General features: G+C 63.9%; 13 protein-coding genes and 1 tRNA gene. 3 read left to right on the top strand and 11 right to left on the bottom strand.

The window, feature by feature from the left end; all coding sequences use genetic code 11:
• The first annotated feature begins 357 nt into the window (after window positions 1-357).
• Window positions 358-447 (top strand) — tRNA-Ser (locus ACVNHC_RS04260).
• Window positions 448-704: 257 nt separating this feature from the next.
• Here ACVNHC_RS04260 and ACVNHC_RS04255 read toward each other — a convergent pair.
• The 6 genes from ACVNHC_RS04255 to ACVNHC_RS04230 all read right to left on the bottom strand — a co-directional run bounded on the left by ACVNHC_RS04255 (window position 705) and on the right by ACVNHC_RS04230 (window position 6,128).
• Window positions 705-1,082: an inositol monophosphatase family protein gene (locus ACVNHC_RS04255; protein WP_457166526.1), complete on the bottom strand. Its 378-nt coding sequence runs from the start codon at window positions 1,080-1,082 to the stop codon at window positions 705-707.
• Complete coding sequence (locus ACVNHC_RS04250) at window positions 1,079-1,918, bottom strand: glycerophosphodiester phosphodiesterase family protein (protein ID WP_457166525.1); 840 nt, start codon at window positions 1,916-1,918, stop codon at window positions 1,079-1,081. Before ACVNHC_RS04250 ends, ACVNHC_RS04255 begins: the two co-directional genes overlap by 4 nt.
• Window positions 1,919-1,934: 16 nt before the next feature.
• Window positions 1,935-2,984: an ABC transporter ATP-binding protein gene (locus ACVNHC_RS04245; RefSeq protein ID WP_457166524.1), complete on the bottom strand. Its 1,050-nt coding sequence runs from the start codon at window positions 2,982-2,984 to the stop codon at window positions 1,935-1,937.
• Window position 2,985: 1 nt separating this feature from the next.
• The gene (locus ACVNHC_RS04240; RefSeq protein ID WP_457166523.1) at window positions 2,986-3,873 is read right to left on the bottom strand and encodes a carbohydrate ABC transporter permease; all 888 of its coding nucleotides are present in this window, start codon (window positions 3,871-3,873) and stop codon (window positions 2,986-2,988) included.
• Window position 3,874: 1 nt separating this feature from the next.
• A complete protein-coding gene (locus ACVNHC_RS04235) occupies window positions 3,875-4,756 on the bottom strand; it encodes a carbohydrate ABC transporter permease (protein WP_457166522.1) in 882 nt (293 codons plus the stop codon).
• A gap of 64 nt (window positions 4,757-4,820) precedes the next feature.
• On the bottom strand, window positions 4,821-6,128 hold the full coding sequence (locus tag ACVNHC_RS04230; RefSeq protein WP_457166521.1) for an extracellular solute-binding protein: 1,308 nt from the start codon (window positions 6,126-6,128) through the stop codon (window positions 4,821-4,823).
• 118 nt (window positions 6,129-6,246) lie between these two features.
• On the opposite strand from ACVNHC_RS04230, the gene ACVNHC_RS04225 reads away from it, so the two are divergent.
• Window positions 6,247-7,401 (top strand): ROK family transcriptional regulator, encoded by a 1,155-nt coding sequence (locus ACVNHC_RS04225; protein ID WP_457166906.1) that lies wholly within the window; start codon window positions 6,247-6,249, stop codon window positions 7,399-7,401.
• A gap of 245 nt (window positions 7,402-7,646) precedes the next feature.
• On the opposite strand, the gene ACVNHC_RS04220 is transcribed toward ACVNHC_RS04225, so the two are convergent.
• The 4 genes from ACVNHC_RS04220 to ACVNHC_RS04205 all read right to left on the bottom strand — a co-directional run bounded on the left by ACVNHC_RS04220 (window position 7,647) and on the right by ACVNHC_RS04205 (window position 10,945).
• Window positions 7,647-8,783: a hypothetical protein gene (locus tag ACVNHC_RS04220; protein WP_457166520.1), complete on the bottom strand. Its 1,137-nt coding sequence runs from the start codon at window positions 8,781-8,783 to the stop codon at window positions 7,647-7,649.
• Between the two features lie 167 nt (window positions 8,784-8,950).
• Window positions 8,951-9,109, bottom strand: coding sequence for a toxin-antitoxin system HicB family antitoxin (locus ACVNHC_RS04215; protein ID WP_094461754.1), 159 nt, complete (start codon window positions 9,107-9,109; stop codon window positions 8,951-8,953).
• Window positions 9,049-9,282, bottom strand: a complete 234-nt coding sequence (locus ACVNHC_RS04210; protein WP_162936271.1) for a type II toxin-antitoxin system HicB family antitoxin — start codon at window positions 9,280-9,282, stop codon at window positions 9,049-9,051. The genes ACVNHC_RS04215 and ACVNHC_RS04210 overlap by 61 nt, the downstream gene beginning before the upstream one ends.
• Window positions 9,283-9,421: 139 nt before the next feature.
• Entirely contained in the window at window positions 9,422-10,945 is a 1,524-nt protein-coding gene (locus tag ACVNHC_RS04205; protein ID WP_457166519.1) for an MFS transporter, read from the bottom strand.
• Window positions 10,946-11,120: 175 nt separating this feature from the next.
• Here ACVNHC_RS04205 and ACVNHC_RS04200 point away from each other — a divergent pair, with 175 nt between their 5' ends.
• On the top strand, window positions 11,121-11,999 hold the full coding sequence (locus ACVNHC_RS04200; protein WP_457166518.1) for a LysR family transcriptional regulator: 879 nt from the start codon (window positions 11,121-11,123) through the stop codon (window positions 11,997-11,999).
• Here the strand turns inward: ACVNHC_RS04200 and ACVNHC_RS04195 are convergent.
• Window positions 11,980-12,528, bottom strand: a complete 549-nt coding sequence (locus ACVNHC_RS04195; RefSeq protein WP_457166517.1) for a GNAT family N-acetyltransferase — start codon at window positions 12,526-12,528, stop codon at window positions 11,980-11,982. The genes ACVNHC_RS04200 and ACVNHC_RS04195 overlap by 20 nt on opposite strands.
• Between the last annotated feature and the right edge of the window lie 192 nt (window positions 12,529-12,720).

The raw sequence follows: 12,720 nt of genomic DNA, 5'->3' as shown, positions 1-12,720 counted from the left end.
GACAAGCTGAAAGGCTGCGGGACCAAGGCAATCCGCACCACACCGCCACACATCCCATGAGCCGCTCTGCAAGCGAGTGGTTCCCGGGTCTGCGCTCCGCTCCGCCCCGGATGACCGCCGGAGGATATGGCAAGGCTGAGGCCGCCTTTCCGCGTCAATCCTGCTGTTCCGGGGATGCGCCCCAAGGTGCCGCCCGCCCCGTCCCCGAGCGTTTTCAGCCAAGGTTTCTGCGAGGTTTTCTGGCAGGTTTCCGGCACGTTTTCTGGCACGTTTTCTGGCAAGTTCCGGGCAGTCCTCACAAATTCACACCGCCCCGCTTGACATTCCCCCCCAAAGCCCCGAAACGGTTTGCAGAACGGAAGAGTGGCCGAGTGGTTTAAGGCACCGGTCTTGAAAACCGGCGTAGGTGAGAGCCTACCGTGGGTTCGAATCCCACCTCTTCCGCCACCAGCCCCTCCGCAATCATCCGCCAGCGTCCATTTTCCCTTGCAAGCCGCCATTTTCGGCGGCTTTGTTGTCCGTGCCCGCCCATCGTAATCCGCACCCAGCCAGAACAAATCTGGGCGCGATACAGGACAAATGTGGGCACAGAGGATGGCGGCGCGATCCGCTCATTCAGGCTTTTACCTGCAGCCGGTCACATGACGCCCTTCTGCAGAAAACAGCCGCCGGCGGAAATCCGCCAGCGGCTTTTCTCGTCCCTGTCACCTCAGGCAGGCATCTGCCGGAAGTGCCTTGCGGCTGGCGAAGGTGAGGAGCGACAGGCCGGCGAAGTTCCAGGTGCCGCCGGCCGGATCGCAGACAATCGCCAGTTCCGCCTGCGGCAAATCCTCCAGCAGACGCCGGCGGGGGGAAACCGCCTCCTCGCCCAGGAACAGGGCCTGCGGCATCAGGCGCGTGCAGGCCCCGTGAAGGCGCTGCTCCATTTGCCGGTCCGCTTCGGTCACCAGATCATCCGGCGCGGATTTGGCGCTGACCATGTCAGAGGACAGCCGGCGGAAGCGCGGCAGGATTTCTTCTGCCACACCCGCGCGCACCTCGTCGATCAACCAGTCCCAGATTTTGGACGAAGGTGCCGTCAAGCTGCCACCCCCCGCCGTTTGATCCAGGCAGAAAGCAGATCGGGAATGTCGGTCTGGAAGACAGAGACCCCGGCCTCGACCAGAACACCCCAGATCGCATCCGGTTCATGCGCCGCGCGGCTGTCGCTGAGCCCGGCCGAGCAGACGGGATCGAGCGTGTTGACCCAGACCGAGGTGCCGCCCGCATTGAGCTGGCCGGCGGCAGCACGAAGGGTGTCGAGGCTGTCGAACTTCATTTCGGTCATCACCGCACCGCTTTCCAGCACGCGCGCGACATCATCGGCCCAGGTTTCAACCGTCAGCCGCAGCATCGGCATGACCATGACGCCCGTCGTGGCCTCGATGTGGCGCAGCCGGGCAAGGTCCTCGGCCGTACGAAGCGGGAACTTGACGTTCACCCGGGCTGCGGCACCCAGCTCGACCGCCGTTTCAGCGACCTTTTCGATCAGGTGCGGATGCTTCACATCGAGATCGAGAAAGCCGCGGCCTTCCGCCTGTGCCAAAACCTGGGCGAGGGCCGGAACCGGCTCATCCGACGCGGCTGAATCGCTGCCGCCATCGCGCTCGCGCAGCCTGAAGCTCGCCAACTCGGCCATGGTTCTGTCCGAGGCCGCGCCGGTTTCGCCGGTCATCCGCTCCAGCGTGTCATCATGCATCAGAAACAGGATCCCGTCAGCGCTCTCCTGGATATCTATCTCGACAATCTGATGCCCGGCGTCAAAGGCGCCGCGGATGGCGAGAAGGCTGTTCTCGGGACCGGTGGTCCAGGCCCCGCGATGGGCAACAATCAACGGCTGGCGGTTCTTGCGGGCGACGAAGTCACGGTAGTTCAACAACGAAATGTCCTTTCGGTCAGGAGACAAGACGAGCGCCGGTTTCGGCGTCGAAGAGATGCAGGGCGTGCTCGGGAATGCCGAGACCAGCATCGGCTGGCACCGGACGCCCGGCCGGAGACTGCACGGCCACCGTCTGACCATCGGGCAGACGGAAGAACTGGACGACATGCGAGCCAAGATCTTCCCGGTGAAGCGGGACAAATGATGCCCCTCCCGCGTCCAGAACCACAGCTTCCGGCCGGACACCGGCCAGAACGGCACCTCGGTGCGTGGAGGCGGCCAGCGGCGTGCCGTCACCAAGCCTAAGCCAGGTGCCGTCGCCCATGGCCGTGATGAGGCTCATCGGCGGATGGCCGATGAAGCTGGCAACGAAGCGCGTGGCCGGGCGGTGGTAGATGTCAGCCGGAGTTCCGATCTGTTCGACCCGGCCAGCGTTCATGACGACAATCTGGTCGGCCAGCGTCAGCGCTTCGGCCTGGTCATGGGTGACGAAGACCGTCGTCGCACCGATGCGGCGGTGCAGGCCGGCGAGTTCCGCACGGGTTTCATGACGCAGCAGCGCGTCGAGGTTCGACAGGGGCTCGTCAAACAGCATCACCTGCGGCGCACGCACTATGGCGCGGGCAATCGCCACCCGCTGCCTTTGACCGCCCGACAGCTCCGAAGGGCGCCGGGCAAGCAGATCGCCAAGTCCCACCACGCGGGCGGCTTCCGCAATCCGGGTCATGCGTTCGCGGCGCGGCACCCCGGCGACCTTCAGCGGATAGCCGATGTTGTCGCCCGCGGTCATGTGCGGATAGAGCGCATAGGACTGGAACACCATGGCGCAGCCACGCTCGCGCGGCGGCAGGTCCTGCACTTTCCGTCCGCCGATCTCGATCTCCCCGCCAGAGACCGCTTCCAGTCCGGCAATAAGGTTGAGCAGCGTGGACTTGCCACAGCCGGACGGCCCCAGGATCACGGTAAAGGCACCGGCGCTGAAGGTCAGGTCGAGCGGTGGCAGCACCTCGGTTGCGCCGAAGCGCTTGGCTACGCCTTTCAGCGCAATTTCAGCGGCTTGTGTCATGTCATTTCTCCGAGAGGGCATAGCCGCGCACGATGAAGCGTTGCAGCAGGGCAACCATGGCCAGCGGGATGGCCGAGACGACGAGCGCGCCGGCCATGATCAGCGGATAGTCCGGCACCGCCCCCGGCATGTCGTTGGCCAGCCGGGACAGGCCGACAACGGCCGTCTGCATGTCGGGCCGCGAGGCGGCCACCAGCGGCCACAGGTACTGGGTCCAGCCGCCGAGGAACATCATGATGAACAGGGCGATGAGCGGCGCCCGGGACAGCGGCAGCAGGATGTCGAGGGCAAAGCGGACCGGCCCCGCCCCATCCATCACGACCGCCCGGGGCAGATCGCGCGGCATCGCCAGAAACGCCTGACGGAACAGGAAAGTGCCGGTGCCATGCGCCACCAGCGGCGCCGCCAGCCCGAACCAGGTGTCCAGCACCGAAAGGCGCATCAGCGGCCCGATGCCGAACAGTTCCAGCAGGATGTTAACCGGCATGCCGACATCGGCGGCGACCTGATAGGTGGTGATCACCCGGAGGTCGAGCGGCAGCATGATGGTGACCAGCGTCAGGGCAAACAGCGCCCCGCCCCAGCGGATCTGGAAGAACACGATCGCCAATGCGGTCATGAAAGCGAAGAGGCACTTCAGCGTCGCGACCAGCATGGCCGCGACGAAGGAATTGACCAGCTGGCCGGGGAGTGCCGTTTCCTCGAACACGCGGGCGATGTTGGCGAGGAGCTGGTCGCCCGGCATCCAGCTCAGGCCACCGGTCAGTACCGTTTCATAGGCCTGCGTGGCCGTGATGACCGCGACGACGAGGGGCAGCAGCACGAACCCCATGCCAAGGGTCAGAATGAGACCGGCGACGCGGTCGATGCTCTTGGTGTTCTCGACCATGTCAGCGCTCGTATCTCACGCGGCGTTCCAGAACGAGGAACTGGAAGGCCGTCAGCATCAGGACAAAGATCATCAGAAGAGCCGTCTGAGTCGCAGCACCCGACAGGTCATACCCACGAAAGCCGTCCGAGTAGATTTTATACACTAGAAGTGTAGTAGATCCGCCCGGACCACCTTCTGTCATCGAGTCGATCAGGCCAAAGGCGCCGGTGACGCTTTCGGTGAATTCGAGGGCAAAGGTCAGGAACAGCTGCGGCGCGATCAGCGGCAACTGGACGTCGCGCACCCGGCGCCAGGGCCCTGCCCCATCCAGCGCCGCCGCCCTGTGCAGCACCTGCGGCACGGCCTGAAGGCCGGAGAGCAGAACGACGAAGTTGAACGGGATTCCGCCCCAGACATGGGCCACGACAATCTTCGTGAAGGCGTCAGTTCCGTCGATGCGCGGGTTCCAGATCCCCGGAAACAGGCCGTTGAGCGGCGCCAGCAGGCCCAGAAACGGGTTGAAAATGAATACAAACACAAGACCGATCGAGGCCCCGGCGACGCCCTTCGGCCAGACCAGGATGTTGCGCGCCGGCTGACTCAGCCGGATGTGCCGGTCGGCGGCGAGCGCAAGGATCAACGGGATGACGATGGCCAGCGTCGAGCCGATCACCATGAAGATAAAGGTCAGGCGCAGCGATCCCCAGAACTCCGGATCAGCCAGCACTCTTGCGTAGTTCTGCAGGCCAACGAACTCCGATCCACCGCCGAACGGACGCTCCAGCGTGAACGACCAGTAGAACGCGAGATAAACCGGCAGATAGAAGAACAGCGCAATCAGCAGCGTCTGCGGCAAGACGAGGGCAAAGGCCAGCCAGCGCTGGGGAAACAGGGCGAGCATCAGGGATCCTTCCGGGAAAAAGACCAGCCCCTGACGCTCACGGCCAGGGGCTGGGCCGTCTTGCTTACGGCAGGGTCACGCCGGCATAGGTTGCCTGGAAGCGGCGCAGCAACTCGTCGCCACGGGTCTTGGCGCTGTCGAGGGCTGCCTGCATCGGCTTCTCGCCGTTGAAGGCCTTCTGCGTCTCTTCCATGAAGATGTCCCGGAACTGGACAAAGAAGCCGAGCCGGATGCCGCGGCTGTATTCGTTGCCGGCCACGTCCATCGACCTGACGCCCAGCTCTGCCACTGCAAAGGCCGGATCCGAGGCCCGGCCGGTCGTCTTGATCAGGTCAAGGGCGGCCTGCGTCACCGGCACATAACCGGTCGCCTTGACGAACTCGAGCTGCGGAGCCGGTTCGCGCAGGTAGTCAAGGAACGCCTTCGCTGCTGCGGTCTGCTCGGCGCCATGTCCCTTCATGACATAGATCGAGGCCCCGCCAACCAGCGTGTTGCGCCGTTCGGCACCCTCGTACATCGGTGCGAGGCCCACCATCAGCTTGTCGCCGAGCGCGGCAAGATGGCTGGAGTATCCACCCGTAGAGTTTTCGATCATGGCGCATTCGCCAGAGTTGAAGGCGTCGACGAACTTGCCAGCGCGCGTGTCGGCTGCCAGGCGGACGAGGCCGTCCTTGCGCCAGCCCGCAAGGTTTTCCAGATGCTTGGCCGGCAGGCCGGCGTTGAAGGCGTACTCCGCATCGAGACTGGCAAAGCCGTTACCCTGGGTAGCAACCGGTGCGCCGTGACGGGCCGCAAACTGTTCCAGCACGCGCCAGGGATGGCCGTCGGTGGCGAAGGGGCAGGCATGACCGGCATCGCGCAGCTTGGTCGCGACCTCGATCACGCCTTCCCAAGTGGCCGGAAGCTCGCTGACGCCAACGGAGGCGAGCGCCTCGCGGTTGCCGTAGAAAATCAACGTCGAGGCATTGTAGGGCTGCGACCAGAGCGCGCCCTTCGACGTCTCGTAATAGGAGCGCGCGCCGCCGATGTAGCTGTTCCAGTCGACGCCGGGCAGCACGTCCGAGACGGGAACCACGGCGTTCGACAGCAGGAGGTCGAGCGTGCCGGCGTCGAAGAACTGGATCAGCACCGGATGGGTGCCGGAGCGATAGGCGGCGATTGCCTTCTGCATGGCAACCTCATAGCCGCCCTGCCCGACGCAGGTGACCTTGTGCTCGCTCTGGGCGGCATTGAAGCCGGCGCAGTTGGCCTGAATCGCCTCTTCGATCTTGCCGGTGTTGCCATACCAGAACTCGAAATCGGTCGCTGAGGCGGGACTTGAAAGGGCAGTGCAAGCCAGCGCGCACAGGGCTGCGGCAGTGGATCGGATCATGATGAAGGCTCCTCATGGGGCAGTGGTGAAGGCAGGCGGATTACTACACTTTAAGTGTGACAATGCCATGACGTGGAACGCCTTTGCAGCCGGCTCGCCCTGTGCTTTAACTCCGGCCATGACCTATGATCCCGTTGCCCTGATCTCGCCCCGGTTCCTACGCTCCAGTGATCCCTGTGAGGTCGTATCTGAGAATGAGCGCGCCTTGCTGCGCCTGGCGCGGGCCTATCCGGGCCATTCCCGCTCCGAGATCGCAGCGCGCCTGCCGCTGGCGCAGCAGTCCGTGCACCGGATCATTGATGCCCTCGCTGAACGCGGCCTCATTCTGCTCGGCAGCCCAAGGCCCGGCACCGGCCGCGGTCAGCCGAGCCCGACCGTGTCGCTCAACCCGGAATTCGCCTGGACAGTCGGCCTGTCGGTGAACACGGACCGCGCCGGCCTCTGCCTTATGCCCTTCGCCGGCCCGGCCGAGACCGTCTCCGTCGACATCGGCGGCCAGAGCCTTTCGGACAGCCTTGACCGCATTCAGGAGCGGCTGGCACAACTCCTCGACCAGCGCGGTGTCGCCGCCGAAAAGATTCTGGGGCTCAGCCTCGGCATTGCCGGCTACCGCATCGATGGCACCACCTACAACGCGCCGCTGCCCTTGCATGACTGGTCGCTGATCGAGCTGGGGCCGCTGCTCGCGCGGCGCTTCAACCTGCCGGTCTGGGTGGAAAACGGCGCCAGCACCGCCGCCGTCGGCGAGGCGATGCTGGGCGTTGGCCGCCATATCCAGAGCTTTGCCTATCTGTCGTTCAACTACGGCTTCGGCGGCGGGCTGATCCTGAACGGCGAGCTCTATGCCGGCTCGAACGGCAATGCGGGCGAGTTCAGTGGCCTGGCCGATGTGGAGGGCGGCAAGCGGCGCCCGGCCCTGCAGCTGCTCATCGCCCGCCTCGAGGCTGAAGGCATGCATGTTCCGAGCCTGGAATGGCTGAGGCGCAACTTTCGCCCCGACTGGCCTGGCGTCGAGGCCTGGGTCGAGGACGTGACTCCCTTCACCAACACGCTGCTCAACGCCATCTGGTCGGTGATCGATCCGCAGGCCATCGTGTTTGGCGGCGAAGTCCCGCGCAAGCTCGCCGACATGCTGATTGAGCGCGTCACCTTCAACAACAGCCCGCGCTACGGCAACCGCCGCCGGACGCCCAAGCTCATCGTCTCGGACCTCGAAGGCGAACCCTCCGCCGTCGGCGCCGCCGCCCTGCCCTTCAAGACCTGCATCTTCTGACGTCAGGCCATGCAGCCCGGGCAGCGCCGCAGCGCGTGCCGCACTGACACCGGCGGCAAACAGCTTGGCGGTACTGGCAGTATTCGCGCCGAAGAAAAGCCGTCTCGAACGCTGGCAGCCGGTTCCGGTCCATCGTGCCCATACCAGACAGGTCCTGAAGTGGCGGGGGCCTGCCTATGTGAAGACAGCCTAGCTGCGCCGAACTTTGAAGTTTCAGGAGAGCTTCCGGTACGACGGGGCGTCATTCACCCCAAATCCGAAAATCTCTCCAGAAACCGCTCTTTTCTTGCGTGAAGATCGCGAATTTCCTGAAGGCGCAGCCTGAATTCGTCAAGCGATCCGTTTTCTTCATAAATGGACCTGAGTGCTCGGATCAGATTGGCGGCTGTGTCATAGCCTGACGCATTGCGCCGTTCGGCCTCTGAGTTGATTTCATCCCAGACGTTGTACCCGTGCCGCATCAATTGATCGGCCCTGGTCCGGAAAAACTGCAGCTGTTCTTCCTCGCGCCGCCTGCTCTCGGCCGCCGCCTGCTCGGCCTGTTCTGCCTCACGTTCCTGGCGGATCACCTTGGCGCGGGTACAAAGGTCACCTGCCGTTCGCACGGCAACGGGAGAGACTGCATTGGCAGACTTAAGGCTGTTGCGGACAAGGGCACGCAATTCGCTGGCAACATGCGCATCGCCACTGACAAGGCGGACAAGAAAACCGGACTTGTCCGCATCAGGCAGCCCGGCAATAACCTGCGCTGCGGTCTCCGAAGATGCGTCCACGCTCGTATAAGCGTCGTCTTCCCGTTCGGCGGCGGCAACCACGAGATCGCAGTCAATTCCAAAGAAATCTGCGAAAGCTTCCAGCGCATCCGATATTGGTCCGATACCGGGCATTGGCTCCATCTGGTCCGCCTCCGCAAGCCCCAGATCAACCTCCATCAGCCACATAAGATAGAAAAGCCGCAGATCACCGGCGAGCACGTCAGCACGCAACGGCGCAAGTGCTGCCAGCCATCCCGTGCCATCCTCCCAGCCATCCAATTCCATCTCATCAATGGAAATATCCAGAATGAGGTTTTGGCCAGCGGCACGCAGCTCTACACAATGGAGGCTTCCGGCCAACTGATCGAGCCGGGCGCGGCCGGCCAGATCGGCAGGCAAACGCATCATCAGCCGGCGGGCTCCCCAGTTCGCCAGATAGAGATGCAAGTCGAACCAGCGCTCCATCATGCTATCCGGATCCCCCCGGAAGGAGCCCCATTCATAGGAGTTCGTGAAGCTGGTGGAGGAAATCCGGGCACGCGTGGACAAGGACCTCAGAGCCTCCAGATCTGTCCTGGTAAGCAGCTTGTCGACGGCCAGAAAATCATAAAACTGATACTCGCTCATAATCCACCCACTTCTGGAAACGGCTCAACTTCAACCGGGTGATATGGCTCTGCAAGCCCCTGGTACAGATCATCACGCTATCTGTCATGGGTGGGGAGAAGCGGAACCGTTTTTCCAGGCAAGTTCGCCTGCACCTTTGTGCCGCCAGAGGTAGACTGCCCGCCCCCCTACTCCGCAGCCTCACGGATCGCCGCCGCAATCCATTCGTTCAGGCTTTTGCCAGCTGCAGCTGCGGCGGTGACGGCGGCGGCGTGGTCGTCCGGGCTCAAGCGGACATTGAATTTTCCGGAGAACTTCCGCCTCGGCTCGATGCCTTTTCCCGGCACATTTCAAGACAGACGGCCAGAGACTTGCGGCCCTCCTCAATCAGTTCGTGGACGCTTTCAGCATAGAAGTCTGCCCCGCCACTCAGGCCCACGAACTCCCCGCGCAGCATCTGAATCTCCGGATCAAAAGTGATCACCGCTTTCTCGCCATTGATCTCGATGACATTGTTCATGGTCTTGCTCCGTGCTCGTCCAGCCATTTATGCCAGCTATTTTCGAAGACTGGCAGCCGCGCCAGCAGCCGGTCACATGACGCCCTTCTGCATGAAACAGCCGCCGGCGGAAACCCGCCAGCGGCTTTTCTCGTCCCTGTTACCTCAGACAGGCATCTGCCGGGATTGGCTTGCGGCTGGCGAAGGTGAGGAGTGAGAGGGCAGCGAAGCACCAGGCGGCGATGGCGCCGTAGAGCGTGACCCAGCCGGTGCCCTGCGTCAGGGCACCCCGGGCCTCCGCAAGGGAGAGGCCGTGACCGCTGGCGGCGGCGAGATTTCCGGCGGATACGGCGTCGGCAAGACCGGCCAGCACGCCGTCAGCGGGCGCCCCGGTGAAGACATTGGCCAGATGGGCGTGGACGCCGCTCCACAGGATCAGCCCCATGACCGCGATGTTGACGGCGAGCGAAATGAACCTTGCGCTCATGTCCATGCCCGAAGCCATGCCGGCCCGCTCCGGCGGCACGGCGGCGGTTGCGGTGTTGGTGACGGGCGTGTTGGTGAAGCCAAGGCCGATCCCGGCCATGACGCAGCCGGGCAGCAGCGTCAGCCAGCCCCCCTCCCCGCTCACGACTGCCAGATGCAGCAGCAGGAACCCGGCGCCGGTCAGGAAAAGCCCAAGGGGGATGACCATGCCGGGGCCGCGGCGCAGCAGCAGCTTTTCGGCCAGCGGCGGCACCAGGATCGTCGGCACGGTATAGGCCAGCACGGTCAGCCCGGCGCCGATGGCATCATATCCCAGCACGGCCTGCAGATAGATCGGCAGATAGATGACGAAGGGCCAGAAGCTGAAATTCATGCCGCAGGAGCCGAGCAGCGCGCCGGAGAAGCTGCGGATCCGCAGGGCGGCAAAGTCGAACATCGGCCGGGCGATGCGCGTCTCGATCAGGACGAAGAGACCAAGGCTAACGATGCAGGCCGACAGGATGGCAAGGCCCTCCGGATTGTCCAGCCCCGGCTGCTCCCCTTGCGTGATCAGATAGACGATGCCAAGCACCGCCAGCGACAGGGTGATCATGCCGCCAAGGTCGATCTGCACCGCGTGGGGATCGCGTGATTCCTCAACGCCCTTGAGGGCAAACAGCACGGTGAGAGCGGCAAGGCCCACATGGATGAGAAACACCCATTCCCAGCTGGCCAGCGTGATGATGCCGCCCCCGGCGATGGGGCCAAAGCCGAGGCCGATTCCGAAGATGATGCCCCACCAGCCAAAGGCCCTGCCCCGGCCCGCGCCGTCCGGGAACTGATGCGACAGCACCGCCACCTGACAGGCGAGCATGGCGGCGGCGGCGACGCCTTGCAGGAACCGCGCCGCTATAAGCAGGGGCGCGCTGGTGGCAAGCCCGCAGATGAGTGAGGCCACGCCGAAAACGGCGACACCTGCGATGAAGATGCGCTTGCGGCCGAACCGGTCGCCCAGGGCGCCCATGGCCATCAAAACCGCGCACATGGCGATGGTGTAGCCGTTCATGATCCATTGCAGCTGGCGGAAATCCGCCGGCAAAACATGCTCGAGCGTGGGAAGAATGGAGGGAATGCTGGTTATTTCCAGCCCCAGCATGAGCGCCGAAAGACACACGGCGGCCAGCGCGAAGCTGTTTCCGGAGGAGGTGGCTGATTTCATTATCTGACCCTGCAGTTGAATGCCGCGCAAGCCGGTTCGTTGCCGCTGGCAGCATGCGCTGCCCGGCTGATCCACTTTGTGCGGCGGTAAGGTTCACTTGCAGGAATGCCGGACCTATGATCATTTGGCAATCGCATGGCAGGGCATATCAGAGATAACGAAATTGGATGGATAGATGAGCGCGCTTGAGGTCGAGGCCGTGCGGGCCTTCGTGATGATCGCCGATCTTCAGAGCTTCACCCGTGCGGCGGTGGCGCTCGGCTCCACACAAGGGGCAGTCAGCGTGAAGCTGAAGCGGCTGGAGGAGCGGCTCGGCAAGAAGCTGATCGAGCGCACGCCCCGGCAGGTGCGCCTGTCGGCACAGGGGGAAACCTTTCTGGCGCCTGCAAGGGAGTTTCTGGCGGCCCATGAACGGGCGCTCGCGGCTCTTTCGGCCGAGCGCCGCCGCTTCCGGCTGGGCATCGCCGCACATGTCATGGGGCCGGAGGTGCCGGCGCTGCTGGCCCGGCTCAAATCGCTCGATCTCTGCCTGACGGTGGAGGTGATCGTCGACAATTCCCGGGTGCTGATCGAATCCTTCGAAAATGGTGCGCTGGATGCTGTGATCGCCCGCAGCGATGATGGCCGCCGCGATGGAGAGGTGCTGGGGCCCGAGCATTTCGGCTGGTTTGCCTCCCCCAGCTTCGAGCATCACGCGGGCGAGCCCTTGCGGATTGCCAGCCACCCCTCGGTCTGCACGGTCCGCGAAGTGGCGGTGCATCTGCTCGACGGGGCGGGCATTCCCTGGGTGGAGGTCTTTGTCGGCGGCACCACGGCCGTCATTGCGGCGCTGTCCGCCGGGCTGGCGGTGGCCGCCTTCCCGTGCCGCCTGGCGACGGCTGACATGGTGGAAGTCAGCGAAGCCCTGAACCTGCCGCCGATCCCCTCGCAGTCCATCGTGCTGCATTCGTCGCTGACAGATGCCAGAACCCGCGAAACCCTGCGCGCCATCACGGCGGTGTTCAGCGAACACCGCCGCAACAGCAACCGGCAGATCAGCCTTCCGGCAGCGTGAGGCCTCTCACCCATTCCTTGTGCAGCAGGGCGAACTGGAACGTGTTCTCATAGACCGGATTGCCCGCTGCATCCTTGCGGAAGCTGATGTAATCCAGAAACAGGCCTTCCTTGCGCATGCCCAGCTTTTCGCACAGGCGCTGCGAGGCCATGTTGTGGTCTTCCACATAGGCATAGACCCGGCGGGCCTTGCAGGTGGTGAAGAGATGGGTGAAGAGCGCCCGCGCCGCCTCCAGCGCATAGCCTGCGCCGCCATAGGCGGGGTTGAAGTTCCAGCCCACGGACCAGGTGTCCTCTTCCTGCATGGCGAAGACATCGCCGATCAGTGCGCCGGTCTCCTTGAGGATAACCGCGAGATACTCGTCATCCGAGCCGCGCTTTCCGGCCTCCGCTTCGGCGGCCTCAAGGCTCTCCAGCCGCATCGACAGGAAGCAGCTTGCCACCGGCTCGCGCAGATAGGCATAGAGCCCTTCGCCATCGCTGCGGCGGAAATTGCGGATGATCAACCGGGCCGTTTCAATCGGCTGCATGAAAACTCCATGGTCAAACGTCTGTCCGGTGCCGCTCTGCCCGGCCGGGCCACTGCAGCACCGCCCCGCAGGTGGGGCTTTGTCCCTGAAGTTCAATGATAAGAATGCCGCCAGCGCCTGCAGCCGCACGTCCGGGCAGGCAGTTAGATGATCAGATCCCTTGTCAGACCTTTCATCAAACGGCACCAAGCT

The organism is Pannonibacter sp. Q-1 (assembly GCF_054073275.1).
This window is presented reverse-complemented; position numbering and strand designations above follow the sequence as displayed.